The sequence below is a fragment of the Halomicronema hongdechloris C2206 genome (assembly GCF_002075285.3).
Taxonomy (GTDB): Bacteria; Cyanobacteriota; Cyanobacteriia; order Phormidesmidales; family Phormidesmidaceae; genus Halomicronema_B; species Halomicronema_B hongdechloris.
In genome coordinates this window covers 1,661,753-1,687,468 of record NZ_CP021983.2, presented here as the reverse complement: position 1 = coordinate 1,687,468, position 25,716 = coordinate 1,661,753, and the positions used below count along the sequence as shown (strand labels likewise).

Annotated in this window: 24 protein-coding genes and 1 pseudogene; 10 read left to right on the top strand and 15 right to left on the bottom strand. The window is 57.8% G+C overall.

Going from position 1 to position 25,716, the window contains the following annotated elements; all coding sequences use genetic code 11:
• Positions 1 to 2: 2 nt before the first annotated feature.
• The gene (locus XM38_RS07615) at positions 3 to 491 is read right to left on the bottom strand and encodes a hypothetical protein (RefSeq protein ID WP_080808135.1); all 489 of its coding nucleotides are present in this window, start codon (positions 489 to 491) and stop codon (positions 3 to 5) included.
• 214 nt (positions 492 to 705) lie between these two features.
• On the opposite strand from XM38_RS07615, the gene XM38_RS07610 reads away from it, so the two are divergent.
• Positions 706 to 1,761 (top strand): CHAD domain-containing protein, encoded by a 1,056-nt coding sequence (locus tag XM38_RS07610; protein ID WP_080808138.1) that lies wholly within the window; start codon positions 706 to 708, stop codon positions 1,759 to 1,761.
• 5 nt (positions 1,762 to 1,766) lie between these two features.
• Here the strand turns inward: XM38_RS07610 and XM38_RS07605 are convergent, their stop codons facing one another.
• The 4 genes from XM38_RS07605 to psbH form a co-directional block, all read right to left on the bottom strand.
• On the bottom strand, positions 1,767 to 2,438 hold the full coding sequence (locus tag XM38_RS07605; protein ID WP_080808141.1) for a diacylglycerol/polyprenol kinase family protein: 672 nt from the start codon (positions 2,436 to 2,438) through the stop codon (positions 1,767 to 1,769).
• 39 nt (positions 2,439 to 2,477) lie between these two features.
• The gene (gene pth, locus XM38_RS07600) at positions 2,478 to 3,092 is read right to left on the bottom strand and encodes an aminoacyl-tRNA hydrolase (RefSeq protein WP_088429437.1); all 615 of its coding nucleotides are present in this window, start codon (positions 3,090 to 3,092) and stop codon (positions 2,478 to 2,480) included.
• Positions 3,093 to 3,164: 72 nt separating this feature from the next.
• Positions 3,165 to 3,494, bottom strand: a complete 330-nt coding sequence (locus tag XM38_RS07595) for a TatA/E family twin arginine-targeting protein translocase (protein WP_080808148.1) — start codon at positions 3,492 to 3,494, stop codon at positions 3,165 to 3,167.
• A 293-nt stretch (positions 3,495 to 3,787) separates the two neighbouring features.
• Complete coding sequence (gene psbH, locus XM38_RS07590; RefSeq protein WP_080808173.1) at positions 3,788 to 3,991, bottom strand: photosystem II reaction center phosphoprotein PsbH; 204 nt, start codon at positions 3,989 to 3,991, stop codon at positions 3,788 to 3,790.
• 75 nt (positions 3,992 to 4,066) lie between these two features.
• On the opposite strand from psbH, the gene psbN reads away from it, so the two are divergent.
• The 4 genes from psbN to XM38_RS07570 all read left to right on the top strand — a co-directional run bounded on the left by psbN (position 4,067) and on the right by XM38_RS07570 (position 6,014).
• Complete coding sequence (psbN, locus tag XM38_RS07585; protein WP_080808177.1) at positions 4,067 to 4,198, top strand: photosystem II reaction center protein PsbN; 132 nt, start codon at positions 4,067 to 4,069, stop codon at positions 4,196 to 4,198.
• Positions 4,199 to 4,379: 181 nt separating this feature from the next.
• Entirely contained in the window at positions 4,380 to 4,634 is a 255-nt protein-coding gene (gene rpsP, locus XM38_RS07580; protein ID WP_088429435.1) for a 30S ribosomal protein S16, read from the top strand.
• Positions 4,603 to 5,010 (top strand): KH domain-containing protein, encoded by a 408-nt coding sequence (locus XM38_RS07575; RefSeq protein WP_080808153.1) that lies wholly within the window; start codon positions 4,603 to 4,605, stop codon positions 5,008 to 5,010. The genes rpsP and XM38_RS07575 overlap by 32 nt, the downstream gene beginning before the upstream one ends.
• A gap of 53 nt (positions 5,011 to 5,063) precedes the next feature.
• Positions 5,064 to 6,014, top strand: coding sequence for a PhoH family protein (locus XM38_RS07570; RefSeq protein ID WP_080808156.1), 951 nt, complete (start codon positions 5,064 to 5,066; stop codon positions 6,012 to 6,014).
• Between the two features lie 3 nt (positions 6,015 to 6,017).
• On the opposite strand, the gene XM38_RS07565 is transcribed toward XM38_RS07570, so the two are convergent.
• Both XM38_RS07565 and XM38_RS07560 read right to left on the bottom strand, forming a co-directional pair.
• The gene (locus XM38_RS07565; RefSeq protein WP_080808159.1) at positions 6,018 to 6,902 is read right to left on the bottom strand and encodes a hypothetical protein; all 885 of its coding nucleotides are present in this window, start codon (positions 6,900 to 6,902) and stop codon (positions 6,018 to 6,020) included.
• A 35-nt stretch (positions 6,903 to 6,937) separates the two neighbouring features.
• On the bottom strand, positions 6,938 to 7,513 hold the full coding sequence (locus XM38_RS07560) for a hypothetical protein (RefSeq protein WP_088429433.1): 576 nt from the start codon (positions 7,511 to 7,513) through the stop codon (positions 6,938 to 6,940).
• 220 nt (positions 7,514 to 7,733) lie between these two features.
• Here XM38_RS07560 and XM38_RS07555 point away from each other — a divergent pair, with 220 nt between their 5' ends.
• The 3 genes from XM38_RS07555 (at position 7,734) to XM38_RS27495 (ending at position 10,264) form a co-directional block, all read left to right on the top strand.
• Entirely contained in the window at positions 7,734 to 8,417 is a 684-nt protein-coding gene (locus tag XM38_RS07555) for a Mo-dependent nitrogenase C-terminal domain-containing protein (RefSeq protein ID WP_088429431.1), read from the top strand.
• Between the two features lie 16 nt (positions 8,418 to 8,433).
• Positions 8,434 to 9,216, top strand: coding sequence for an FAD-dependent oxidoreductase (locus XM38_RS27500; protein WP_256995547.1), 783 nt, complete (start codon positions 8,434 to 8,436; stop codon positions 9,214 to 9,216).
• Positions 9,217 to 9,298: 82 nt separating this feature from the next.
• Complete coding sequence (locus XM38_RS27495; RefSeq protein ID WP_391540779.1) at positions 9,299 to 10,264, top strand: FAD-dependent oxidoreductase; 966 nt, start codon at positions 9,299 to 9,301, stop codon at positions 10,262 to 10,264.
• Here XM38_RS27495 and XM38_RS07545 read toward each other — a convergent pair.
• The 3 genes and pseudogenes from XM38_RS07545 to XM38_RS07535 all read right to left on the bottom strand — a co-directional run.
• Positions 10,240 to 10,833 (bottom strand): Maf family protein, encoded by a 594-nt coding sequence (locus tag XM38_RS07545; protein ID WP_088429429.1) that lies wholly within the window; start codon positions 10,831 to 10,833, stop codon positions 10,240 to 10,242. The two genes, XM38_RS27495 and XM38_RS07545, sit on opposite strands and share 25 nt — an antisense overlap.
• Before the next feature lie 7 nt (positions 10,834 to 10,840).
• Positions 10,841 to 11,380: a photosystem II reaction center PsbP gene (gene psbP, locus XM38_RS07540; protein WP_080808167.1), complete on the bottom strand. Its 540-nt coding sequence runs from the start codon at positions 11,378 to 11,380 to the stop codon at positions 10,841 to 10,843.
• A 72-nt stretch (positions 11,381 to 11,452) separates the two neighbouring features.
• A pseudogene (locus XM38_RS07535) lies at positions 11,453 to 11,680 on the bottom strand (SAM-dependent methyltransferase); the annotation flags it as partial.
• A 2-nt stretch (positions 11,681 to 11,682) separates the two neighbouring features.
• Between XM38_RS07535 and XM38_RS28745 the strand changes: the two are divergent.
• Positions 11,683 to 11,949: a serine hydrolase gene (locus XM38_RS28745; protein ID WP_137455042.1), complete on the top strand. Its 267-nt coding sequence runs from the start codon at positions 11,683 to 11,685 to the stop codon at positions 11,947 to 11,949.
• Positions 11,950 to 12,052: 103 nt separating this feature from the next.
• Here the strand turns inward: XM38_RS28745 and polA are convergent, their stop codons facing one another.
• Both polA and XM38_RS07520 read right to left on the bottom strand, forming a co-directional pair.
• Entirely contained in the window at positions 12,053 to 14,950 is a 2,898-nt protein-coding gene (gene polA / locus XM38_RS07525; protein WP_088431579.1) for a DNA polymerase I, read from the bottom strand.
• A 139-nt stretch (positions 14,951 to 15,089) separates the two neighbouring features.
• Positions 15,090 to 15,830, bottom strand: coding sequence for a hypothetical protein (locus XM38_RS07520; RefSeq protein WP_080812238.1), 741 nt, complete (start codon positions 15,828 to 15,830; stop codon positions 15,090 to 15,092).
• Positions 15,831 to 16,597: 767 nt separating this feature from the next.
• Here XM38_RS07520 and XM38_RS07515 point away from each other — a divergent pair.
• Entirely contained in the window at positions 16,598 to 18,853 is a 2,256-nt protein-coding gene (locus XM38_RS07515) for a glycosyltransferase (RefSeq protein ID WP_225889221.1), read from the top strand.
• Here XM38_RS07515 and XM38_RS07510 read toward each other — a convergent pair.
• From XM38_RS07510 to XM38_RS07500, 3 genes are all read right to left on the bottom strand, one after another.
• Positions 18,825 to 20,390 carry a glycosyltransferase family 39 protein gene (locus tag XM38_RS07510; protein ID WP_088429427.1) on the bottom strand — a complete coding sequence of 522 codons (1,566 nt, stop codon included), beginning with the start codon at positions 20,388 to 20,390 and terminating at the stop codon, positions 18,825 to 18,827. The two genes, XM38_RS07515 and XM38_RS07510, sit on opposite strands and share 29 nt — an antisense overlap.
• A gap of 88 nt (positions 20,391 to 20,478) precedes the next feature.
• Entirely contained in the window at positions 20,479 to 21,729 is a 1,251-nt protein-coding gene (locus XM38_RS07505) for a hypothetical protein (RefSeq protein WP_225889220.1), read from the bottom strand.
• Between the two features lie 156 nt (positions 21,730 to 21,885).
• Positions 21,886 to 25,542 (bottom strand): AAA family ATPase, encoded by a 3,657-nt coding sequence (locus XM38_RS07500; protein ID WP_080812233.1) that lies wholly within the window; start codon positions 25,540 to 25,542, stop codon positions 21,886 to 21,888.
• Positions 25,543 to 25,716 lie beyond the last annotated feature (174 nt).

Below are 25,716 nucleotides of genomic sequence, written 5' to 3'. Positions count from 1 at the left end.
CGTCAGAGTAATTTACGGGCTAAGCAGTGTTGCAACCACCAGATACCTAAGGCACTGGTCGCGCCTACCCAGGCTAGGCTACCCAGCTGTTGCTGACCATTGAGGAGGCAACCGGCTCCAGCCAGGGCCAAGGCGATGGCGCTGCCTTTGGCTACCCGCAGCATTTGCCTGAGAATTTGGGTCATCTGGAGCACCCGTTCGGTAAGATTATCCCCTGCTGCGAGGGGAATCGAGGCCTGTAAGGCCGCCTGAAAGAACGCATATTGGGTGGCATCGACTTGGTAGTAGGTGCCTAGGGTGTCATCCCGCAGGGCCGCCACCGAGTGTAGGCCAAATTGTTTGGCTTGGGCAATGGCAGCGCGAATTTGCCGTTGGGTGGCTACGGGGCGAAATGCCTCGAAGATAGAGTGTCGATATACACCAGTCTGCCCCATCTCTAGGATGCGCTGGCTTAAATCCAGGGTTGATAAGCGCTGGGTCAGGGGAGTCATGGCTCTATTCCATCAGGCCGTTTCTATAGTAACCACGTACTAGGCTGCCTTGGCAATAGCACTTGCCTGACGCATGGTCATTGCCATCGGCTAGCTTGAGTTAAGAGAACGTTAAATATCTGGAGCCTCTGGGCGAGGTACTTCATCCTCTAAAGGGAAGGGGCACTTTGTACAGGCTCCAACGGCTCTGTCCTGACGTGCAAAGGAGGTAGCTGTGGCAGATCATTTGCCTCCATCGCTGGGGGAATTGGCGCAGGCTGCGATCGCAAAGTATCTAAAGTCGGCCACCCAATACGAAAAGGGGGTGCTGCGAGATACCGATCCCGAGAACTTGCACCAGATGCGGGTCGGCATGCGGCGCCTGCGCACTGCCATGCAGGTGTTCGGCCCCAGCATTCATCTTCCCAAGGCTGGCCAGGAACCGAAGCTAGCCGCCATCGCCCGCAAGCTGGGGCAACTGAGAGATTTAGACGTGATCGAGGCCACCCTGCGGCAGCAATTCTGGCCCGACTTGCCAGAGCCAGAGCAGGCGGTGTTGGCAGACGTCTTCGCTTACCTGGCCCAGCAGCGCCAGAAAGCCTTCAAGCGGGTGAAATCCCTGCTCAAGGGCAAACGCTACAAGGCCCTGAAAAAGGCCTTGAAGATATGGGTGAAACAGCCCCGCTATGAGGCCATTGCCCCCTTGGCTGCAGAGACAGCCCTACCGGATTTGATCTCGCCCCTGCTCAGTAAACTCTGGCTCCATCCCGGTTGGCTGGTCGGCACCGAGAGCACAGCAATGGGGCGACGCCCTCGGGCCAACCTCACCCCCGAGCAGGTGGACCAATGGGTCAATCACCACAGTGATGCCCTGCACGGCCTGCGTAAACAGGTGAAGCGGGTCCGCTATCAACTGAAGCTGGTGGATGATTGGTACGGCGATGCCCTAGCTTCGGATCTAGACAATTTTTCCGCGTTGCAAGATGTCTTGGGCCATCTCCAGGACAGTCTGTTGCTGGCCGACTTTCTCGAGGCAGCGATGCCCCAGGCCTGCGATCGCATGCCCACCCTGTTCTCACTATTGGCCCACAGCCGCCACCATGCCTGGACCCAGTGGCAGGCTCTGCAGCAGCACTATCTCCAGGAGACTCATCGCCAGACCCTACGCCTGACGCTATTGCAGCCCGGCAGCAACCGCCAGGACGATGATGCCACGACCGCCTCATCCCCAGGAACAGCCGCCGTCGGTCGATATCTCGACTCAGCAGTCAGCCCGGCAACCGCGCCCTGATCTGCTCACAGCAGCCACTGCTGCAGCCAGTAGGCTAGGGCGGCACTGCCTAGGGGGACAGTCAAATTATCCACACCCAGGGTAGAGAAGGCTTCTAAGCCAGTCGCTGCGATCGCAACCAGCAACGATAGTCCCCACAAAGGGCCACTCCATCCTTGGCTTAGCCCCAAGATACCGATACATAACCCCCAGCTCACTAACGCCATCGCCAGGGATCCTTCCCAACTCTTGCGAATGGTACCGAGTTGATAGGGATGACGACCATAGTTTTGCCCCACTAGCGCTGCCAAGCCATCACCCCAGGTCATAATCAAAATGCCCAAAGCCGCATATTGAGGCTGCCAAGATGGCCAAAACCAGGCAGTGAGCCCTCCTACACTGACGGCATAAAAAAATGTCCCCAGACTATGGCGACCCACACTGTCGATCCCCGGCAGCAATGGAAACCGATAAGACAATAGGGCGGCAATGGCTGCCAACACTGCAGCCCCAATGCCCAGCCAAGTCGGCGTCTGTAGCCACCAGGCCCACAAAATCACATTCCCCGTGCCAATGTGAACAACCTTACGCGGAATCTCCTGATCGACCCGCTTGGTGCGCCGCAACAGCTCCGCCAAGCTACCAACGGCAGCCAACCAACCGACAATGACGGCAATTTTTATCCACAATGGCAACATCAATTCATTCCATGGGGTGGGACTGGCCAACACAGAACGTTAAGCGGCAATCTCTCGGCTGTTGTATAGGCTCATTGCCTTCTCCACCCCATCCCGCCGACTCAGGTCGATGGCGTCGATGGCAGTGGCCACTACAGCATCCATGGTCTGGCGCTCGGCAGTTGAGAAACGGCCAAGCACATGGGAAATAACCGCATCCTTGGGCTTGTCTCCTGGGCGATTGCCGATGCCCAATCGCAGTCGGGGAAAGTCTTGGGTACCCAGGTGGGCGATGATCGACTTCATGCCATTATGCCCCCCTGCCGACCCTGCCAGTCGCAGCCGCAGCCGCCCCACGGGCAAATCCATATCGTCGTAGACCACCAGCACCGACTGCGGCATCAGCTTAAACCAGTCCACTACGGCACGCACAGACTGTCCAGAGCGATTCATGTAGGTCAGCGGCTGCAGCAGGGCAATCTTGCCGCCCCCAGCTCGACCATCGCCATAGCTCCCCTGAAATTTGCAATCCTCCTTCAGCGGAATTTGCCAGGTTCGAGCCAGACGATTGATCACCTCGAACCCAATATTATGGCGGGTGCCCCTATACTTATCACCAGGATTCCCTAACCCCACAATTAACTGGGGACGACGGGGAGGAGTCGCGGCAGTCACACCAGTCTCCTTGTTTCCATACGCTACAGTCCCTCACTAGTCACTCCCCAGGCTGAGTCTTAAGGACAGGCCTTAAACGGCTTCCTCGGCAGATGTAGCCTCCTCGGCGGTGGCATCATTAGTGGCCACGTTGGCCTCCGCAGCTGCGGTAGCCTGATTCTCTTGGGGAGACAAGGATTTAGGTCCCGACTTTTCTAGGGTGGCTTTCATGGGCTCAGTCTTACTCAATTGTTCAGACTCCCGCTTGAACTCTTCTTCGAACTCTCGGGAGGCATCTTGGAACCCCTTGATCGCTTTGCCCAGACTACGGCCAATTTCTGGCAGCTTCTTGGGGCCAAACACCAGCAGAGCTAACACCATAATCAGAGCCATTTCGGGCAAGCCAATGCCAAAAATGTTCATAGGGTATTCTCCCGTGACATGTCATCACACCTGAACCGTTCCCATCCAGTGTAGATCCTAGTGATGCCTAGAAGCGGGTTTCACGGGAAATGAGCCAGCTACATCTCAGGGCACCACGAAGCCGCTCTCGCAGCACCCCAACGGGGAACCTGGCCCCAGAAAGAAGCAGGGAGAATGACAGGGGCTGGTTTTGCTCCCACCAGGGAAGCTACCCACGCGACCACACAAAAAGGGCTGTCGAGTAATGTCGATCAGACACCTCCCCAGCCCCTCGATTAGTGTGGTTGTTGATTCTAGATGCCGAAGCTGCGCCAGTCTACATCAAATCCTTCTAACAGAATCGAGGAATTATACAGTTGCAGAATGATGAGTAGAAACACGAAGAACAGGCCCATAAAAACGGCCATCAGCGGTGTAGTGCCCCAGCCAGGGGACACTTTACCGTATTCGGAATTCAGGGGTTTGAGTATATCTCCCAACCAAGTCCTTTGTGCCATGGGTATCCCGTCGACAATCACATTAATAATCCGTAATATCATACTAAGGAAAGTACATCTTACATGACTAGTACCATGGACTCTGCAACAGTTCTTATCATTTCGGTGGGTGTTTTCCTGGTGGGGATCACCGCCTTTGCTGTGTATACGGCATTTGGGCCGCCAGCAAAACAGTTGGCGGATCCTTTTGAAGACCATGAAGACTAGATTCCTGGCCGATCTTAAGGTGGATGTTTAGACGAGTTAGCCTCCGAGTGCTACGATAAGGAACTTGGGCACGGTTTCACTGAGGTTGCAATGCTGAATTGGCAGGTGCAAGCTGCCGATACCTTTGTTAAGCCGCTGTCCAGCTCTTAAGCTCTCCTAGTCATCACCTTCAGAGTTACCCATGATCAAGCTGCGTTTAAAGCGATATGGCAAGAAGCGGGAAGCTAGCTACCGCATTGTGGCAATTAATAGTGCCAGTCGCCGGGATGGACGTCCCCTAGAGGAGTTGGGATTCTACAATCCCCACACCGATGAGACTCGTCTAGAGGTCCCAGCCATCGTACAACGTCTGAAGCAGGGAGCTCAGCCCACCAAAACCGTCCATCGCATTTTAGAGAAGGCGAATGTCTTCGAACAGCTTCGTGCCGAATCCTGACGAGGCATCCCTCAGCGATCAAGTGACTGGGGACATTGAGCCCAATTTCGATGGGTTGGTACGATTTCTGATCGGCCCATTCTTGGAGTCCCCAGGGGCGCTGAGTGTGGATTGCGAATATTCGGCTAATCATTCTCGACTGCTGATTCGAGTGGCCTTTGAATCCGAAGATCGGGGTCGGGTTTTTGGTCGGGGCGGCCGCAATATTCAGGCCATTCGCTCAGTGATCATGGCAACCGCCAAGCGGGTGAATCTGCAGGCTCATTTGGATGTTTATGGAGAGCCTCAGCATCACGAGTCATCTTCTGATCAGCGGGAAGCTTCGTCGCGTCGGCGCCCTCGGCGCCGTCCCCCCCGCTCTAAGTCGGCGGAGTAGGAAGTGTATGCGCTTTTGGGCTCTCGCCGATCAGATGTTCCCAGCGTGTCGGTATGCCCCATACTGTCCAGGTTGATCTCACCAGTGATGAAAGTGCGATCGCACTTTCTGGCTATCACGGCGAGAACCTCAAACTCCTAGCTCACCAGACGGGAACGACCATTGCGATGCGGGGTCGCAGCCTAGTCATCTCCGGCACTGAGGCCACGGCTGATCTATGTCGTCGCATCGTCTTATCCTTAGAGCCCTTATGGAGTCAAGGGCAAACCCTGACCAGCGCCGACATCATGACGGCTCGCCAAGCCCTAGACACCGATCGCCTAGACGAGCTTCAAAGCATCCAACACGATATCATTGCTCGCACCCGCCGGGGTGAGGTGATTCGGGCCAAGACTTTTCGCCAGCGGCAATACATCAAGGCCCTGAAGCGCTACGATTTGACATTTTGCACGGGGCCAGCCGGCACCGGCAAAACCTTTTTGGCGGCCATGGTGGGTGTTAAGGCCCTGATGAATGATGAATACGAGCGGCTCATCCTCACCCGGCCAGCGGTAGAAGCCGGAGAACGTTTGGGGTTTCTCCCAGGAGATCTGCAGCAGAAGATTAACCCCTACCTGCGTCCTCTGTACGACGCCCTGCATGAATTGATCGATCCAGAAAAAATTCCCAGCTTGATGGAGCGGGGTGTGATCGAAGTTGCCCCCTTAGCCTACATGCGAGGACGAACCCTGAATAATGCCTTCATCATCATGGATGAGGCCCAAAATACCAGCCCTGCCCAGATGAAGATGGTCCTGACTCGCTTGGGCTTCCAAGCTCGCATGGTGGTCACCGGCGATACCACCCAAACTGATCTCAACCCCGGCCAAACCTCAGGGTTAATCTTGGCCCAAAAGATCCTACAGAATGTAGACGGCATCGCCTTCTGCAAGTTCACCCAATCCGATGTAGTGCGTCATCCCTTGGTGCAACGCATCGTGGCCGCTTACGAAAAAGCTGAGTGAAGGTTAAATTTCTGCCACGGCCCGTTCTACTAACCGGCGAGCTAGGGTCTGAACACCGGTGTGTTCGTAGTACTTCACCGTCATATCCAGAAACGCCCCCAGATAGTCCAACTTGTCCTTAGATACCTCAACAAAGCGGGTCAGGTTCTTAACCAACCCACCCTGGGACAGGTTTTTAGCGGCCACAAATTCCTCCATCCAGGAGCGGGTCGATTCTACACTTTCGGTGATGAAGGACAATTGCCCCGCCGAATCATCCCCAGGAATCTGGTCTTTTACCCCCTTGAAGGTGCGATTGTCGTCCAGATCAGAGGGCTCCATGGCTTTGAGGCTGGTTAAGACCCGCTCGGTGAAGCTAGCTCCCAAAGGAATCACACCATCAAAGCACACTAACGCCGCCATTCGCATCAGCGATTCGCCACTGTAATCCCCCAGGGCCGCCAAAAAATCACCGATACTGTCACCAGGAATGCCGTTAATTTGGCAAAATGCCACCAACTCCACCACCAGTTTCACACTGAGGTCAATCGTCTGGGCCTTCTCTGGCTTGGGGGTGAGGTGTTGCAGAAACCCTAAAAAGGTATCCTGGCCGATGCGATTGGCCATGGCGGCGGTACCCAGGATGCCCGAGGCTGAATCCACCGTCTGATAAAGCCCCAAGGCCCGCTGATAGCCCTCAGACTTGTCATTAAACAAGGTGACGGCCCGCTCGCCAATTTGCCGTACCAAGGCCGGATCTGTCTCGCCAGTGATGGTGCGAATTGTGTTGTCGAAACCGACCAGGTTATCCCACTGATCCGGTACCACCGTATCCAAGGAGCGTAGGGCCATAACGGTGAGCCCTCGCTGCGGTAAGGAATCTACCAGTTCGTAGATGGGTTTACTCACGATCTCATCCTCTCTGGAGGGGAACAGAACTTAACTTAGAGTGTTCCAGCTAAATGCTCATCCAAGGGCTGGCTGAGTCCCTGGGGCAAGTCCCCGAGTTGAGCCAGCCCCTCTAAGTCAAACTTGCGCAGCCATGCCGTTCGGTCTTCCTGGCTAAAGCGACTGTCCCGAGATAGCACTTTCACCTGGTAACGACCGTTGATTAACAGCGCCGTGGCCATGGTCCCCTGGTTCACCGCCGGATATCCGGCAATGGTGTCAGGGCTATTGGCGTACTTTTCAGCTGCCCCCGGCAAACTAATGGTGTCACTAATGGACAGCATGGCCAGCGTTTTGCCATCCTGCTTCAGTTTGTACTCGGCGAAGCCTCGCTTTTCTTGGGTAGGAACCACTTCAACCCCCTCCTCTGAAGAGGGAAAGAAGCGATTAAAGGCCCCACCTGGCTCAGCCGTATCTGCGACCGCTGCAGGCGCTTGCCGCTGGCTGGTGTCTTGCTGGATCTGATCGTAGGGAGAAGGTTGCTGAGAGCTGGTACTGCAGCCACTCCCCCAGAGGAGGGCTGCAATTAGAATGAAAGGTATCCACCGACTCAACCACCGTGGTAATTCCATAGTGGGCAGGCTCCAGTAACTACAGCGCATGAACACGGCATTAGTTTTAGTTAAACCACACCGGCCAGGAACTGAGGACCATTAGCCCAGAGCTGTCATAGAACTTCACTGCCTAAGACATCGCCTTCGGGAAACCGTCTAGGGAAGACGGCAATATTAGCCCCATTGCCGAACCTGAAGGGTAAAATAAGGCTAGTAAGGCTGGATTTCACTTGCCAGTATGTCTTCTTCTACAACTTCTACAACTCAATCACCCTACACCCAAGAGCAAATTCGAGTGTGGCTGCGAGGATTACTCACGATTGCCTGGGCCGATGGTGACTTCGACGCCGATGAGAAGCAGCTGATTGCATCGATTACTGATGAGGAGTTGGCCCCTAACGTCGACTTCGATTCGTTCAAGATTGTCTCACCTGACGAGCTGGTGGCTACTTTGGGGACTGACCCCAAAACCGCCGAGAACTTCCTTCGTATGGCCGTCATGGTGGCTTTGGCAGATGGGGTCTATTCCAGCGAAGAAGATGGGGTCCTACAGTCGTTTTGCCATAGCCTGGGCCTACAAGATGACGTTCTGGCTTCCCTACGCTCGACCCTGTACGACCACGAGACCGCGACTGGGTCAGTGCCTGTTGCAGATGGCACCGGTCGAGATCCCCTAAAGCCAGCCCGAGAATGGCTAGACCAGCTAGAAGTCCATGACCCGCGGTTGGCCCGCTTCATCTGTAAGATGGTGCCATCCCAGTGTCCCTTCGAACGAGATGTGGTCTTGTTTGGGCGCAAACTGGTGCATATCCCGGCCATGTGTAAGCTGAACCCTCTCTACGAGCAACTGGTGGGATTGCGGTTTCGGGCCTTATCTTACCTGGCCGATGATTGCCAGGAAGATGTTACTCCCTATCTATGAATCCACTTAATTCCCCATGGACACCCTAGACGCTGATGTCCTGGTAGTGGGAGGAGGCACTGGCGGCACCGCAGCAGCAATTCAGGCAGCACGGCGAGGGGTGCGCACGGTTTTAATCAGCGAATTCTCCTGGTTAGGAGGCATGCTCACCAGTGCTGGGGTATCGGCTCCCGATGGTAATGAGCTGGCCACCCTGCAGACAGGGCTCTGGGGATCCTTCTTACGGGCATTAGAAACATGGCAACCGGGAGGCCTTGATCACGGCTGGGTCAGCTTTTTCACCTATGAGCCCCATCAAGGGGCGGCCATCTTGGCGACCTGGGCCAAGGCATTGCCCCAGCTAACCTGGATAGCTGGCCAAAAGCCCCTGGAGGTACTGCGCCAGGGCGATCGGGTTACTGGTGTGCGCTTTGACACGGTGGCCGTGATGGCGCCGGTAGTGTTGGATGGCACTGAACTCGGCGATTTGTTGGCTTTGGGCCAGGTCCCCTATCGCTGGGGCTGGGAATCCCACAGCCTCTGGCAGGAACCCAGTGCTCCCCAGTCCTTGGATCTATCTCTGGTGCGGTGCTATCCAGTACAGGCGCCCACCTGGGTAGCCATGCTGCAAGACTATGGCGATGGAGAGATAGCCCCGGCTATTGCGCCCCCCGAGCGCTACGATGAGGCCGCCTTTGAGCAAGCCTGGCAAGGGTATGGGCCCGAGCGGTTCCTTAACTATGGCCGCTTATCTGCTAGCCGGTTTATGCTCAACTGGCCCCAGCACGGCAATGATTACGGGATAGGGCTGCAGCGCTAATCGTATCCGCCAGGAGCAAGCCGACTTTGCACAGGAGGCCCAGGCCCACAGCCAGGGCTTCGCCCATTTTATCCAAGTGCGGTTGGGCCGTCGCTATGGTCTGGCTCCCGATGCCTTTCCCCAGAGGGGTAATAGGTTGGGGGGCGGCAGCTATGCCCTACAGCTTTACCATCGGGAGAGTCGGCGGCTGATCGGGCTGACGACTCTCCGGGAGCAAGCTATTCTACCGCAGTTGCAGGGGCAAGTAGCACCACTGCCAGTGGATGCCGCCGGCCAGGTAACGGCCATTGCCGTGGGCAACTATGCCCCAACGATCACCACTATCCTGAGGCATCCTGGCCGTTGCAGCCTAAGAGCATGCGCTGGGGAGGTCGTTGGACGGGAACGCCCTTTGCCATTCCCTATGGTGCCTTGGTGCCGGCCGGCGGTAGACGGACTGCTGGTCTGTGAGAAAAATATTTCGGTCTCTCATATTGCCAATGGGGCGACTCGGCTACAGCCAGTGGTGCTGGGGATTGGGCAGGCAGCGGGTATGGCAGCGGCCCTGTGTGTAGAGCAGGGATGCCAGCCGCGAGATCTGTCAGTGCGATCGCTACAAGAGGCACTCATTGGTGATCCCTGGGCTCCGGCGGCGGTAATCCCGCTATTGGACGGCCCTAAACCAGGGAGTGATGCCTGGCGGCAGGGGCAACGTCGATATTTAGAGGAGCCAGAGCAGTACCCCCGTAGTGGTGAGAGCGCGATAGCCTGGGGAGAGCCATACAGGGCCACTGTCACTGAATCGGGGGGCATGACGGTGATGGTTGGTCGACTGCGCCGTCAGCAGGTGCAGAGTTATGCGTTAACAAACATCACTGTTGGGACTGAGCATGCCCTTGATTTGGCGGAAATTCCCTTAGTTACCCTACGAGCTGACATCAATCACCGCTTGGCCCAGCTGCGAGAGGGTGATCTGATTCGGGTGTGGGGCCATCTTAACCGGGCTGGTCCTTGGTTACGGCTGCAGGGATTGGCGGTGGCAGCTTACCAGAAGTCGGTGACGGAATAGCCGATTTCGTCGAGCATCTGGCGCAGCAGTGGCAGACTGAGGCCAATCACGTTGCTATGGCAGCCTTCGATTTTCTCGATGAAGAGACCACCGCGACCATCGATGGCGAAGGCGCCAGCGCAGTGCATGGGTTCGCCGGAATCGACATAGGCTTCGATCTGCTCGTCGCTGGGGTCGGCAAAGTGAATGCGGGTGACTTGGCACCGCACCAGGGCCAGACCACTGGGGGCAATTAGGGCGTGCCCCGTATATAGTTCTCCGATGTTGCCGCGCTGCTGCTGCCAGCGTGCGATCGCATCATCACGGTCTGTCGGCTTGCCGTAGACCTGCCCCCCTAGGGCCAATACTGAATCGCAACCTAGGACCAACCCCTGCAGAAACTGGGCCGCCACCACATTGGCCTTCCCCTTGGCCAGGGCACTAACCAGGGCGGCGGGATCCTCTAGCTGCACTCGTGATTCATCGAATTGGCTGGGACAAACAAAGGGATGAATCCCAGCGGACACTAATAACAGCCGCCGGGCCTTGGAGGCTGAGGCCAAGATGAATTGGGGCACAGCGTCTGTCATAGGGAGATCAATAGACCTTAAACGATCCCACCGATTGTTTTAGCAGGTCTTCTACCTTATCCCAGCGGTTCTCGCTGGTAGAGGCATTAAAGGTGAACAGCTTGCCTCGGCGAACAATGGCGCTAGCCAGATTATGGCGTTTACCGGTGGGTAAGTCAGCGACGTATTCCAGGATGTAGTAAGTTTTGTCGCCGCTGTCAATTTTTTGGGCATTGACCAGGGTGACATCTCGATCGCCCTCGGCCAGGGCATTGATGCTCTTAGACAGCTTATAGCCCACATCGGTGGGGCTGCCTAGATCTGCTAAGGTTCTGCCCTCTGGGACCGGGCTGGTGACGACACTGACATTTTCGGTTTCGTGGATGATGTCGTGGAAAACCACATTGGCCGCCCCGGAAACGTCTACCTCCACCCAACCGGTGGGATAGAGAAACTCGTACCCTGCATAGCTATCGGTGTAGCTCTGTAGGCCAGTGCCAAAGGAGAAGCAGCCTTGCAGGCCAATAGTTAAGACGATCCCAAACAGGATAGCTATCCGTTTAAGCATGACGTATTTCATCGAAGTAGGGTGCGATCGCACTTTTCATTCTCCCACTTTGCGGAGTGGCAGCAGTGGCCATTATTGAGTAGCCACCTTCTCAAAAACCATTAGATGTTGCTTTGGCAACCGTTCGTCAGTTTTAAGCCAGCGCAGGCCCACCGCCTGCATCTCTCGCTTGACCTGAGCTGTCCTCATCTTATGCAATCGCTTAATCAGGATAAAGGGATTCTCAGCACGGTATTCCGCCAGTACCACCCGGCCCCTTGGTTTTAGGGCTTCCATCAGCCCCAACATCATCTCCCGCGGAGATGTATTTGAGCTCCGATGTGGCTGCCGCTGCCCTGCGGATCCCATTGCAGCAGCCTCCGGGCCAGCGTTTCGACTACAACAATGCCAATACCCAGCTCCTGAGCCTAGTGCTGGAGCGGGCCACCGGTAGACCCCTTCCATGCCTATCTCTCTCGGCGGCTGTGGCAACCCCTGCAGGCAGGAAACGCCCAGATCTGGCTAGATCGTCCCCGCGGTCGGGCCAAGCCCTTTTGCTGTCTGTTCACCGATGCCAGGGCCTGGGCTAAAGTGGGGCAGCTGTTGCTGCAGCAGGGCCGCATTAAGGTTGCATTTATCGGGATCTCCCTTTCTGCCTTTTGCCTTCCTACTTCTGCCTTGGGAGACTAGTCCCTATTTCGCCTCCATCCAGTTGGGACCGGCGTGGGCATCTACCACCAGGGGCACCCGTAGGTCTACTGCCGACTCCATGGTGTCCGTAATCTTCGGTTTCAGCTCGTCCCACTCCTGGGGCGGGACTTCAAACACCAGTTCATCATGCACCTGCAACAGTAATCGAGTTTGATATTCCTGCAATAGCTGCTGCAAGCGAATCATGGCCACCTTAATGATGTCGGCGCTGGAGCCTTGAATCGGCGCGTTGGCGGCGGCCCGCAACATGCCGGCATCATAGCCCCCTGGCCGCAGCTGGGCTAGATCGATGTCTTGGGGATCGTGCCCTTGCAGTTGGCGAAGACTGTTGCTGGTGAAATTAAAATAGCGGCGGCGACCCATGAGGGTATGCACATAGCCGTAGGCAATGGCTTCCTGCTGCATCTGTTGCAGGTAGGTAAAGACCTTGGGATAGCGTTCATAGTAACGATCGATGAAGGTCTTGGCCTCGCTGTGGCTAACGGCGGCCTCCCGGGCAAAGCGGTGGGCCCCCATGCCATAGATGATGCCGAAATTGATCACCTTGCCTAGGCGCCGTTCCTCCGCGGTGATGTCATCTTTCTCGAAGAGCAACCGGGCAGTGAGGGCATGCACGTCGTCGTTATTGTTGTAGGCATTCACCAGCACCGGCTCGCCGCTGAGGTGGGCCAGAATTCGCAGCTCAATCTGAGAATAGTCGGCGGCGATCAGCAGCCAGTCAGGTTCGGGCACAAAGGCGGCTCGAATGCGACGGCTGAAGTCAGTACGGATGGGGATATTCTGCAGGTTGGGATTGGAGGAGGAAAGTCGACCAGTGGCGGTAATGGCCTGGTTGAAATCGGTATGGACCCGCTGGGTATCGGGGCGGATCAGGTCGGGCAGGGCATCCACATAGGTGGACTTGAGCTTGGCCAGGGTGCGATACTTCACCACCAGATCCACCACGGGATGGTCTCCCTGCAGTTTTTCCAGAGTGCTGGCATCGGTGGAGTAGTTGCCAGATTTAGTGCGGCGAGACTTGCGCTTGTCGAGGCCGAGTTTCTCGAAGAAGAGTTGGCTCAATTGTTTGGGCGAGCCCAGGTTGAAGGTCTCTCCGGCCGCCTCGTAGGCAGTGGCCTCGATTTTGCTCAGATCCTGCTCTAGTTCCTGAGAGAGCCGCCCCAGATAGGCGGCGTCCACCCGCACACCGCGATATTCCATAGCCGCCAGCACCGCCTCTAGGGGCAGCTCCACCTCGGTGAAGAGGCGCTCTAACTCTGGTATCGCCGCCAATTTGGCCTTCAGTTTGGGCACCAGTTGATAGGTGGTGTAGACATCGGCGCCGCAGTAGTCAGCCACCTTGACGATGGGGATCTGGTCGATGGTCTGGCCCTTGGGCACCAGGTCTTCGTAGGCGGTGGCGGTCAGATTCAGGTAGCGCAGGGTGAGGTCGGTGAGGTTGTGGCTGCCTTCGGGGTTGAGCACATAGCTGGCCAACATCGGGTCGAAGACGACCCCGGCCAGGGTAACGCCCTGGCAACGCAGCACCAGCCGGTCATACTTGGCATTTTGTAAGGCCTTGGGAAAGGTATCGTCCTCCAGGATGGGACGCAGGGCGTCTAGAACTGACTGCAGGGGCAACATGGTGCCTGCGGTATGACCCACGGGGATGTAGGCCATGTCGGCCTGGCCTGGTCCCCAGCAACAGCCGATGCCTACCAATTTGGCATCCAAGGGGTCAATGGCGGTGGTTTCCGTGTCCCAGGCGACGGGGTGGTCGGGGTTGGTGTATTGACTGAGGCGGTCCAGCAGGTTGTAGAGCTGCACTTCACTGGTGACAATCTCGGGGGATATGGCAACTGCTTGCAGCCGTTGGGACTGTTCTGTCTCCTCAGGCGAGAAAAAGGCTAGGTCTGGGTCCTCGGTTCCCTCAGTATTCTCAGTGGCCGTCTCGGCGGTAGTCCCCCCGTTGTCCTGGGTCTCGGCTGCTAGGGCTGTTCCCCCCAGGGCCACCTGAATTTGGCTGAGGCGGCCAATAAACTTGTGCAATTCCAAGCGTTTTAGGACCGGTACCACCACATCGGGATCAAAGCCCTGCAGTCGCAAGGCCGATAACTCCACCGCCAGGTCCACATCGGTGATGATGCGGGCCATGTACTGGGAATGGTAGGCCGCCTCTTTACCGTCCACTAGCTTCTTGTGGGTGGCCCCCTTGATGCTGTCTAGGGCCCCATAGATGGCCTCTAGGGAGCCATATTGATTCAGTAGCTTTGCCGCTGTCTTGGCGCCGATGCCCCGTACCCCGGGGATATTGTCTGAAGAATCGCCACAGAGGGCTTTGTAGTCCACCACTTGGGCGGGCAGAATATTGAGTTTTTCCTTGACTTGGTCTTGCTTAAATTCTCGGGCAGCGGCATTGCTGGCCCCTTTGGCGAAGGCACTGCTGAGGTGCAACACTGTGATCTGCTCTTCCGGGTCGATCAGCTGAAACAGATCCTGATCGCCACTGAGAATCTTGACTCGGTAGCCTGCGGCCTTGGCCTGGGTGGCCAGGGTGCCGATGACGTCATCGGCTTCGTAACCAGGGGCGGTGACGATGGGGAGTTTCATCGCCTGCAGCAGTCCCTGCAGGTTTTGCACATCTTCTAGAAAGCCTTCTGGCGCCTCGGGGCGTCCCTCCTTGTAGGTGGTATCGGCCTGATGGCGAAAGGTGGGGCCATCTAGATCAAAGGCCACCGCCACATACTCGGGCCGCTCCACTTCCAGCATGTCCAGCAGCGACTTGAGGAAGCCGAAACAGACGCTGGTGGGAATGCCCGTCGAGGTGCGCAGTCCTCCCTCGGGACCTCTGGCAAAGGCATAGTGGGAGCGAAAGGCCAGGGAATGGCCATCGACCAACATCAAGGTGGCAGGGGCGGCAGTGGTAGTCACGGCAGGTTTCCGGAGTCCTGATAGTTCAGTCTATAGCACCGGCCCAATCCTTTGGGCGAGAACACTCCAGGTCACCTCCGGTGGCCCCATAGCCGGCTCTGGCCCAGACTCACGAGCACAGGGTAGGGCTATGCCAAATGCGGGAATTGTCATTCTGGTCGCGCCAGCGCATCCAGCCCTCCTCCGTGCGGGCTCCAGGACCAGGATCACAGCCTTCCACCGGCTGGGTCACTCGCACCCGCATCCAGTCTCCCTCGAAATCGAGGGGTTCGATATAGCTGTTGGGGCCGACCAGGAGCACCATCGCCCCGTTGCCGTTGGGTTCGTCGCGCAGGGGCAGGGAAATACCAGGGTTGCGATAGCGCACCCATTCTGACTGTAAAAAGTGGTCACTCCAGGGCTCCACGGTCAGCTCAATCTGCCCTAGGGCGAGGTGATCGGTATGGGCCCAGGCGTAGCCGGCGGGGGTGTACTGAAACTGAAACCAGCCATCAGCCCGCCGGATCAGCACCGGAAACGAGAACAGGGCGTCATCGGTCTGCAGCATGGAGAAGGCAGCATCGCGGCCAATGGCGATGGGGTCGCCCCCGTTGGGGATGAGCCAACCATTGATCAGCCAGCCCCAGGGATCGCTGCCGGGCTCGGCATAGATGGGCAGGGCAATTGCCCCTAGCCAGTCGGCTTGGCTGAGGGCAGACTCCGTGCTGTCCTCAGCCTGTAGTTGAGACAGATCGGCTGGGCGCAGATGGCCCATGCCGATGTGGTCATCGCTATCTGGCGTGAGACCAATGATGCCATCGGGGTCGGGTGCGATCGCATCGGGAACTGGCTCAGGTCGTGGCGGCACCAAGGGAGCGCGCCTGGGCTACTTGGGTCGGAGTCATAGGCCTAGGTGGCATTGGCTCTGCCTGGGCGCTAGGCAGCGTTAGCCCCATCATCGGCATCAAGACTAGCGGCAGCGCTAGCCGCCACTGCACCGAACCAGTTACCTGAAAATAATGTCGTCCTATCATCATGTCGTCAAACGAAGTAATGAGCTGACTCCTATATGGCGTTTCTGAACCTAGTGGGGGACGAGGAGGGTCATGCCCCATCGGCCTCAGGAGATAGGCTGTCCCTCACCCAGCCGGGAAATGCCGTACGAAGTCCAAAACAGTTCTTTAATATCTCCCCTATCTACTACTTAACACTGGGTCCTTGGTTAAATCCGCTACCTTTTACAGATTGATGAAGACTGCCGCAAGGCCAGGCCCCCTTGGCAACCGCCATTACCCCCTAGCAGTCGTGGGCCAGACAGTCCCCAGGACTCGGAGCTAGACCAGCGTAGCCGCCATCACAACCTGGAGTGAAAGACGATGGTGAATCAGATAAGTTCTTCTAAGTTCTTCACGCCACCAGTGCCAGCCCGATGCCATCTGGCAACGCCTTAACTTCCCGCCGCATCCAGGTAGCCAGCGCCGAGACAATAGGCAATATTGAGGCAGACATGCGATCGCGTTCTCAGCAGGATCTTAAACAGCTCTCAGGCAACCTCCTAGAGCACGGGGTACAACCAACGTGGACCCCCTGACGCTGGTCTTCTTGCCCGTCTTCACTGCCCTACATCACCATTGCCCTATGACGCTGACTCCGCCACAGCAATCAACCCCTGCCAGTCCTACGGTCCGTCTGGCTCTCAGGGTGCGCCGGGCCACCTTGGCGATGGTTACGACGATCCTCGCTGCCGCCGCCATCGTCATCGCCTGGTTTGCCGGGGAAGCTCGCATCAGCGCCATCTTCAACCAGCTGCAGGCCATTCAACAAGATCCACCGGTGTGGGCAGAGGTGCCCATGGTGGCAGGCAATTACCTGCTGGCGCCCACAGTGATCCTGCTACTACTGGCCTATGGCATCACCCGCATTTCCCCTCGTCCTCGCCCTTGGTCTCGCCTGGTCATCGTCACCATCCTGCTGCTGCTAGTGGGGCGTTACCTGGTCTGGCGCAGTCTATCTACCCTGAACCTCTCCACACCGTTGCAGGGCACTGCCAGCCTGATCCTATTTTTCATGGAGATGATGGCCCTGTTGGGCAGCATCATTCAGCTGGTGTTGCTGCTGCGGGTCCGCAATCGGCAGCGCCAGGCCGATCAACTGGAGCAAGACATCTGCGCCGGCCGATACCTGCCCTCGGTGGATGTGCTGATTCCCACCTACGACGAGCCAGACTTTATTTTGCGGCGCACTGTCATCGGCTGCCAGGCCATGGACTATCCCCGCAAGACAGTGTACTTACTGGACGATACCCGTCGTCCCGCCATTCAGGCCCTGGCCGCAGAACTCGGGTGTGCATACCTCACCCGCCCCGACAATCGCCACGCCAAGGCCGGTAACCTCAACCACGCCATTGCCCATACCCAGGGGGAATTGATCGCCTGCTTCGACGCCGACTTCGTCCCCACTCGCAACTTCCTGCGCCGTACCCCGGGCTTCTTCCAGGATCCCACCGTCGCCCTGGTGCAAACCCCCCAGAGTTTCTACAATCCCGACCCCATCGCCCGCAACCTGGGGCTGGAAGACGTTCTCACTCCGGAGGAGGAAGTCTTCTACCGGCAGATTCAACCCATGCGAGACGGGGCCGGCAGCGTCGTCTGTTCTGGCACCTCCTTTGTGGTCAGGCGCTCCAGTTTGGTGGCAACCGGGGGCTTCGTCACCGAGTCCCTCAGCGAAGATTATTTTACTGCCGTGCGGCTGGCGGCCCAGGGCAACCAGGTGATTTATCTAGACGAAAAGCTCAGTGCCGGCCTAGCCGCCGAAAACATCGCCGCCCATGCCTCCCAACGGCTGCGCTGGGCCCGGGGCACCTTGCAGGCCTTCTTCATCGACGCTAACCCGCTCACTATTTCCGGCCTCACCATCTGGCAGCGCTTGGGCCATCTGGAGGGATTGTTGCACTGGTTCAGCAGCATTCCCCGCATTGTCTTTCTACTGATGCCCCTGGTCTATTCCATCGGCGTTATTCCGGTCCAGGCCAGCGTCGAGGAAGTCATGTATTTCTTCGTTCCTTACTATCTGGTCCAATTGACGGTATTTAGCTGGCTCAACGAGCGCTCGCGTTCGGCCCTATTGAGCGATATTTATGCCCTAGTGTTGGTCTTTCCGTTGGCCATCACCGTCATCCAAGCCATGTTGCACCCCTTCGCTAAGGGATTCAAGGTGACGCCTAAAGGCACGGCTAACCAACGGTTTCGCTTCAACTGGTCCTTAGCTTGGCCCTTGATGGTGTTGTTTGTCCTGACCGCCTTGAGTCTGTGGCGCAACCTAGGCTGGTGCCTAGACATGGGCTGGAGTGGAGAGCACCTCAGAGGCATTGCCCTGGGTTGGATCTGGAGCACCTATAATCTGCTAATGGTGGGTATCGCTCTGTTGATTCTCCTAGATGTGCCCCGCCCCGATCCCCATGTTTGGTTTGATCTGCGACGGGTTGTGCGTCTCCGCTGCCAAGGCTCTGAGCAGACCTGGTGGGGCATCACCACCATGATGTCTGAGGGTGGGGTCCAGGTGGAACTGACGCAACGGGGCCCTGCTGCGCTGCAGGGTGATGCCCCTATTGCCGTCACCCTGACCATTGCTGAGACCGGACTGACCTTGCCTGGCCAGATCATCGCCGGGGGGGACACTGGCGAATTTCCCTGCATTCGGGTGCAGTTTGGAGAACTCCCCCTGGACCAGCGACGCCAGTTAATCGAGGAGTTATTTTGCCGGCCCGGCCAATGGAAACGCTGGGATAGCCCTGGTGAGTGGGCGTCTTTGGGGCTGTTATTCAAGGTGTTGTTCCAGCCCCGCATACTGACCGGTGACATCCGGGTCAAGGCGTTGTCGGTAGCGAAGGGGTAGGCAATTGCCAGAGCCCATAGACCCGATCGGTGTCGATGGCTTGGGGGGCGGCACTGTAGGCATGGGCGGCTGCCTCCAGGAAGTCTTGCCGGGGTTTGAAGAGAAAAATGGTCTCGGCGTCGGCAGAGGGGACTGGCATCTGGGGCAGGCGAGTCAGGCGCCAAGAGGTGTCTGGTTCCAGATCGTAGCTGAGGGAAATGGCATCACCCAGGGCGGTGGCGTAGGAGTGGCCCATGATCAGGGGTTGGGGGGCCTGGTTGATGTAGTCGGCAATGAAGGGGTTGGCGTAACTCACCCCTTTACTCCACCAGGTGTAGGCCTGGGCACTAATCAGACAGGAAGTGCCGCCGGCCACCAATAGGGCTATGGTAAGCACTCGTCCCACTTGGCGGCTGAGGGCGGTGGGGGCTGTCAGCAGTGAGGCTAAGCCCTGGGCCACTAGCAGTTGAGCACCAATCAGGGCGGGGAAAAAGTAGCGGGTGGTGCCGGAAATCTGGCCGCTCCGCAGCAGATCAGTCAGAATCAGGATCCCGCCAGGCACCAGCGTGAGGCAGAGCACAAAGGCGCTCACGGCATAGGGCTGGCGGTTAAGAAGCCCCATGCTGCTCAACAGCAACAGCACCCCGATCAGGGGGGGGGCAATGTAGGTGTAGGGATGCTCTAGGGGTAAGCCCGGATCAACAAAGGCAGCGCTGTAGTGTAGGCCCCAGAGTTTGGCCAGAAAGTCCCAGGGACGACTCTCTGCGGTCCAGGCGGTGACGGTTTCTAACCGCATCCATTGCACCAGCATGACCCCGAGCCAGGGGCTGAGCAGCATCAGGGCGCCGCAGCCCGCGGCCAAATAGCCCAACCATTGCCGTGATCGTTGAGTCAGAACCAGGTAGACTCCATGGGCCAGGGCAACTAACCCGGTTAGGAGCGAGGCGTAGAATCCCAGAGCCAGGGTGAGGCTATAGCTCACCCAATGCCAGCTACGACCAGGCTTCACCGCCTGCAGTAGGGCCGTACTGGACAGGATGATGGTGAGGACCCAGAGGCTGTACTCCCGGGCCTCTTGGCCGTAGAGCACATGCACCGGCGAGACAGCCAACAGACCCAGAAATAACCAGGAAGCCAGACCGGGGCCCAATAAGGTACGGGCCAAGAGAAAGCCACAGGGTAGGGCCAGGAGGCTAAAGACCACCGATAGGCTACGAAAGGCGGCAACGGAACTGCCCCAGAGCGATACCCAGCCCCGCGCTAGTAGGTAATACAGGGGAGTATGTTCAGGGTGATCGGCCAGGGCGGTGAGGGTGTCTCGCCAGGAACGCTCGGGGCTAAGGCGCTGGTAGGTGAGTAGGTCAGCCGCGGTCAGGGACTCGCCAGTGAACACGTCAGCTTCCACAGCAGAGCCCAGATAGCCGGCCACCCGCAGGCTGGTAAATACCTCGTCGTGCCAGTAGACCTTGCGGTCGAGATGGAGTATGCGGATGCCAATGCCAAAGACTAGGAGCAATGCGATCGCACCATAGCCCCAGCGCCGCCATCCCTTGATCACCCGTGCACTCCCGTACTCGACTTCTACTCAGCCTCAGTGTATACCGAGTCCAGCCCTCGCTAACGCGTTTCCTCAAGACAAGGGAGAGTTAGAACTGATAACCAAACTCACCAAAATTCGTGATCAGCGCCACATTAACATGCTCTAGCCCCTGCACCAGCCAGCCCACCTGCTGGCGAGGCAACTGCTCATGGTAATTGAACAGCACCGCAAAGCATCGCTCTAACCAGGGTTTAGCCGACTTGCAAAACAGCACCAACCGCAGCAGCAGCCCCACCGTCAGCGCATAGCCAATGTCATTGATTAAGTGGGTAAAGTTACGGAAGACGGGACGTCGGGGATTATCCACCACCAAAAAGTTCAGCAGTCGTCGGCAGAGTTCCACCACCAGAAACGGCGTCAATCGCTGATCGTCAAATTCCGATAAAATCTCCCCCAGGCATTGCCGCAGTCGGCGGGTGAAGTGGTTGCCGCTGTACTTGGGCTCCACCGCCACCACTGGCCCCATGAGGTACTCACAGAACTCCTCTTTAAAGTCAGCAAAGGACCGCACCGAGCGACTAAAGGCGGTAAACCAAGAGGCCAGATCCCGATGGCTGCGGGGACCATCCACCTTACCCGTGTAGTAACTCAGGGCCTGGCTAAGGTGATCATCGCTCAGCCAGGTGGGATTTTGCCGTGGCCCCTGGCGGCTGTCCTGACGATTCTGACTGTGGTAGCGAGCCAGTCTCACCCCTAGCTGCGTTTCCTGGCGGCGGCGCATGTCCTGGATGTTTTGCTTCTGGGCCTCATCACTATCCTTGGTCAGCAAACTGTGATCGTAGAGATAGGGGTAATTACGAATGAAACAGCTCAAGGGCTTCTCGTCATCGGCATCTGCCGCCACCACAGTACCAGCCTCGGTGAAAATTTGCTGTAGTCGGTACAAGGACGCGTACTGCTCCGATTGCGTAAACCCCTGTACCAGTTGCCGGACTCGGCGAGCCATGGCCGTAGAACCAGGGGCTGGGGGCAGGGACTGAAACTGGCTAATTAATTCTGGAATCGCCCAGTGATCCCGCGGTTGGGTGTACCAGGGATTGATTAGGGTATAGCAGCAGCGATTGAGGGTGTACTTGAATTCACGGGGGGCCTGGGGACGCCGCACAATTTCCCCTAGCGTAGCCCAGATGGCTCCATCCACGTACCCTTCGGCTTCGATAAAGAGTTGATGAAACCGGTCAATCACTCGGTGGGGAGGCTGTTGCTGACGGCAGTGCTGTAAGTGTTGGTACAGCCGCTCTTCCAAGCCATTTGACGACGAATTACTGTAGTGAGAAAAAGAATCCCAGGAGTCCATAGCACACAGCGACCTTATCAACAGCAGCTGTGATGCCTCATCCCGAGGACAGCGATATCAAACAGGACAACAGCGGGCGAGCCATCACCAACATTGCCAAAATTGTACGGGCGCGAGCCGAGTCCGTAAATACACATAGGACACTTTTTCAAGTGGCTAGGTTCCCTTGGGGCTATTAGGGCTATCCACGGCACCCAAGGCTCTTAGCATTAAGCGTTCTGCCTCAGAAAGCCCTTGACTATCGCGCAGAGTCATCCCTTCGTAGGGGCGATCGGGCCGCAGGGTTTGCTGGCAACTGCCTAGCCATAAGTCCCAGATCCGAATTTCATCATCCTGGCTGGCACTGGCCAGATAATGGCCATCGCTACTGAGGCTAACCTGCCAAATAGCCTGCCGATGACCGGTTAGGCGCTGGTAGAGGGTGGCCGATGGCAACAACCACAGCTGTAGGACAGCGTCATCGCTAGTGATGGCCAGGGGGGCTCCCTGACGGTCAAAGAGCACTCCATGAAGCAGGCCTCCCGGCGGCATCCATACCTGTAGGCAAGCCCCGCTATCCACCTGCCAGAGGCGTACTACCCCATCGGGGCTACCGCTTAACAAGTGTTGGCCGTCGGGGCTAAAGGTAAGACTCTGGACGCGACGGTGATGGCCTTTAAGGGTAATGACGCCGCTGGCCGTCTCCAGGTTCCAGAGCCGCACCGTGCGATCGCGACTGCCACTGGCCAACCACCGATCGTCGGCGCTAATGGCCAGGGCACTAATGGCGCGGGTATGCCCCAGTAGCGGGTAGCTGGGTTGTTGAGCATCGAGCGATCGTACCTGCAGCCGAGCATCCTCGCCGCCACTCACCAGCCAGCGACCTTGAGGGCTGAGGCTGAGGGCCGTCACTGGGGCATCGTGATCTAGCCAACTCTGGCAGGCATCGGGGCGATCGATAGACCACAACCGTACCGCGTGGTCCTCGCCACCGCTGGCCAACCAGTCCCGATTGGCCGTCATCACCTGAACTGGCCGAGCCTGACTGACCCCAGGCTGGAACTGGACCGCAAACTGCCCGGTTGCCATCTGCCAGAGGCGAATGCCTTGGTCTCGATGGCCAGTCGTCAGCCATTGGCCGTCACTGCTCACCTGGAAGCAATTCACTGGCTGACGCTGGCAGTACAGGGTGCGCAATCCGGCACCAGTGCTCAAGGCCCATAGATTCACCCGATGATCTCCAGCGGTGGCTAGCAAGGCCCCATCCTGACTGAAGGCTAAGGTGGTGACCAGCGTATTGGGATCCCGCAGGCAATATCGCCGTTGTTGATGAGCGACGGCCCAGAGTTCGATGGAACCGTTATGGCGGCTATGGGCCACTGTTTCTCCATCTCCACTCAGGGCCATGACCGCGGTGAAATCAGCCTCTGAGGGCACCACCCAGCGGGGGCGCCCCGTACTGAGATCCCAGACAATCAGGTTGTGTTCTTCCAGGCCCAGGGCAATGGCGCTAGGGGGATGGGACGGCTCTGGCACCTCGTCTAGAAACTGGACATCCTTAATTTGCGCAATGCCACGCCCCTGTACCCCCTGCCGCCGCTCGCCAGTGGTCAATTGCCAACACTGAGCTGTGTGGTCTTCACCACTGCTGACGAGCCACTGGCCATCGTTGCTAAACCGCAGTCGCTGGATCGCCCCTTGGTGCCCTTGCAGGGTTTGCAGTGAGCGCCCTGAGGCCAGTTCCCAAATCAAGATGCAGCCAGTGACATCGCCACTGGCCAAGTAGCGGCCATCGCCACTGAAGGCCAGGGCGGAGATGGCGGCAGTGTGGCTGCAGAGATCATCGGCGCCGTAGCCATTGCCGAGGGACCAGAGCCAGAGGCGACCATCGGCACTCCCCTCGGCCAGGGTGGTGCCATCAGGACTGAAAGTCAGGGCTCGGGTGGCTTGGGATTCCCGCTGGATAACCAGCACTCGGTCTAAGCTGCCATCGTCGACTCGCCAAAGCAGCAGCTGGCCCTCATGATCGCCGGTGGCGAGATGGCAATTATCGGGACTAAAGGCCAACACGAGTTCCCGTCCCAAGGCCTTGGCAAAGACGCTGGCCTGAAAGTTGGCGCCAGTAAAGTTGCTGCCGAACAGGCTAACGGTTTGCAAATCGGCATGCCAGATGGCCAAGTCGGAGAAGTCGCTACCCGCCAAGCCGATCTCTAACTGATGGCAAAGATTGATCAGGTTGCCACTGCTGTAGCCCTCTTGCCCCTGAAACTGACGATGAATCAGAACTTGCAGGGATTTGATCTGATCCACCAAGGTGTCGGACCAGGCCTCTCGCAAGGCCTCTGCCAGGGGGATTAGAATTTCCTGACGTTGGCGGGCCTGGATCGGATCTGCTGCGGTGACCTGCAGTAACCGATGGCTGTGAAAGAGGCGGAGCTGATGAGACAGGAGCTCCGCTTGCACCTGTTGAATAAACTGCTGCTGCACATAGACGCGCACGACTGGCGACAGGCCTAGAGCCATGGAGGCATCAGCGGTCTCTAGGCGCTGACAGAGGGCGCGCTGCTGTAAGGACTCGATCAACGCCACTAACTGAGATGGGTTGCGACCAATCAGGTCGGCTTGCAACTCCTCTAAGGCAACCGGTGCAGATGCCAGGGCCAACCAGTACATCACCTCTTGCTCTGGTGGGGAAAGGCGATGCCACTGGCGTTGCAGTAGATTGCGGATACGATCCGTCAGCAGTAGGGGTTGCCCTAGGAACCACTCTAGCCGCCCCTCATAGAGCCCTTCGATAGTGGTAGTCAGGTCTTTCAGAAATAGGGGAATGCCGTCGTAGCGATGGACGAGCTCGGTCCAATCGGCTGCGTCTCCCTTGAGGGCACTCTGGCGGGTGAGTAGGGTGATGGCGTCGGCAGGGGTGAGGCCATGGAGGCAATGCGATCGCACCTTTTGCCCTTCCAACACCCGCATTTCCTTGGGTTCTTCCTGGCTAATCCAGATCACGCAGCTGCGATGAAGAATGGTGGCCAACTGGTGTAGCAGATCGCGGTAGCGCCCATAACCCGGCCGATAGTCTCCGGCCAGTTGACTGGGATGACATAGGCACTCAGCATTATCGACCAAGATCAGAGCCCGGCAGTGATACAAGGCCTGCATCAGGCAGGTCAGGCGCTGGCTCCAGTCCTGGAGGCCCTCATCACCAATACCCAGGCGCCGTAGCAACTGATCCAGGAAATCCTCGGGAGCCAGTGGACTAGCTAGGGGCAGGTAAATGTGGGTGTCAAAGGCGGCCTCTACTTGCTCCCGTAGCTTCATGGCCAGCAGGGTTTTACCCACCCCCAACCGACCCCAGAGCACCATCAGCCGGCCTTGCTCTGTGATCCAGCGGCCAAGCTCCCTCACCAGGGCAGTGCGACCACAAAAGTCCGAGACATCCAGACGCAGCTCCCCCGGGGGAGGCACCGCTAATGGAGGCGAGGCCATCTCACGGCCATTCGAGTTAGCCGTGGGTTCCACGGCTGGCGAAGCACCGTTGCTGCCGTTGGTCAGACGACTCAAGACGGCTTTGACGTTGCGTTTACCCACCGACTCCCCCAACGCCTGGGTGAGCTTGCGCCACAGCTTGGGGCCGACATCCTTTTTCAGATACTCATCGCTGTAGCCCGCCGTGGCCTCAGCCATGGCTTCATAGGTCTGCTGATCCCACGTTCCCCGCAGCACGATCTGCTCAACGGTACTCAGGTGTTTGCCAAACCGTCTAAAGACGGCGGCATCGGCAGTGGAGAGAGCCTCTTGGAAGGAAATTCCGAAGGCGTCGTTTAGTTCCTGCATGGGCTAGGCTCAGCAGATGTACCCGATGGAAGCAACGCTTCCTGCTGACCTAGATCGCGTCTCCAGATCAGGCCAGAGTATCCAGGGGCATCCCCCAAGGGATAGCGCTGAGAGGATGTCAGCGGCATTTCAGCCAACTCTCTTATCAGCCAACTCTCTTAGGGGCTGTCGTGG

What these genes read in the sequence shown, in the direction of transcription:
- psbP (WP_080808167.1), bottom strand. Translation starts at nt 11,380, where the DNA reads ATGCTTAAACGGATAGCTATCCTGTTTGGGATCGTCTTAACTATTGGC.
- XM38_RS07605 (WP_080808141.1), bottom strand. Translation starts at nt 2,438, where the DNA reads ATGTTGCCATTGTGGATAAAAATTGCCGTCATTGTCGGTTGGTTGGCT.
- psbH (WP_080808173.1), bottom strand. Translation starts at nt 3,991, where the DNA reads ATGGCACAAAGGACTTGGTTGGGAGATATACTCAAACCCCTGAATTCC.
- XM38_RS27500 (WP_256995547.1), top strand. Translation starts at nt 8,434, where the DNA reads ATGGACACCCTAGACGCTGATGTCCTGGTAGTGGGAGGAGGCACTGGC.
- polA (WP_088431579.1), bottom strand. Translation starts at nt 14,950, where the DNA reads ATGTTGGTCGATGGCCATTCCCTGGCCTTTCGCTCCCACTATGCCTTT.
- psbN (WP_080808177.1), top strand. Translation starts at nt 4,067, where the DNA reads ATGGACTCTGCAACAGTTCTTATCATTTCGGTGGGTGTTTTCCTGGTG.
- XM38_RS07500 (WP_080812233.1), bottom strand. Translation starts at nt 25,542, where the DNA reads ATGCAGGAACTAAACGACGCCTTCGGAATTTCCTTCCAAGAGGCTCTC.
- XM38_RS07595 (WP_080808148.1), bottom strand. Translation starts at nt 3,494, where the DNA reads ATGAACATTTTTGGCATTGGCTTGCCCGAAATGGCTCTGATTATGGTG.
- XM38_RS07575 (WP_080808153.1), top strand. Translation starts at nt 4,603, where the DNA reads ATGTCTTCGAACAGCTTCGTGCCGAATCCTGACGAGGCATCCCTCAGC.
- XM38_RS07515 (WP_225889221.1), top strand. Translation starts at nt 16,598, where the DNA reads ATGACGCTGACTCCGCCACAGCAATCAACCCCTGCCAGTCCTACGGTC.
- XM38_RS07505 (WP_225889220.1), bottom strand. Translation starts at nt 21,729, where the DNA reads ATGGACTCCTGGGATTCTTTTTCTCACTACAGTAATTCGTCGTCAAAT.
- XM38_RS28745 (WP_137455042.1), top strand. Translation starts at nt 11,683, where the DNA reads ATGTATTTGAGCTCCGATGTGGCTGCCGCTGCCCTGCGGATCCCATTG.
- XM38_RS07560 (WP_088429433.1), bottom strand. Translation starts at nt 7,513, where the DNA reads ATGGAATTACCACGGTGGTTGAGTCGGTGGATACCTTTCATTCTAATT.
- rpsP (WP_088429435.1), top strand. Translation starts at nt 4,380, where the DNA reads ATGATCAAGCTGCGTTTAAAGCGATATGGCAAGAAGCGGGAAGCTAGC.
- XM38_RS07615 (WP_080808135.1), bottom strand. Translation starts at nt 491, where the DNA reads ATGACTCCCCTGACCCAGCGCTTATCAACCCTGGATTTAAGCCAGCGC.
- XM38_RS07555 (WP_088429431.1), top strand. Translation starts at nt 7,734, where the DNA reads ATGTCTTCTTCTACAACTTCTACAACTCAATCACCCTACACCCAAGAG.
- XM38_RS07570 (WP_080808156.1), top strand. Translation starts at nt 5,064, where the DNA reads ATGCCCCATACTGTCCAGGTTGATCTCACCAGTGATGAAAGTGCGATC.
- XM38_RS07545 (WP_088429429.1), bottom strand. Translation starts at nt 10,833, where the DNA reads ATGACAGACGCTGTGCCCCAATTCATCTTGGCCTCAGCCTCCAAGGCC.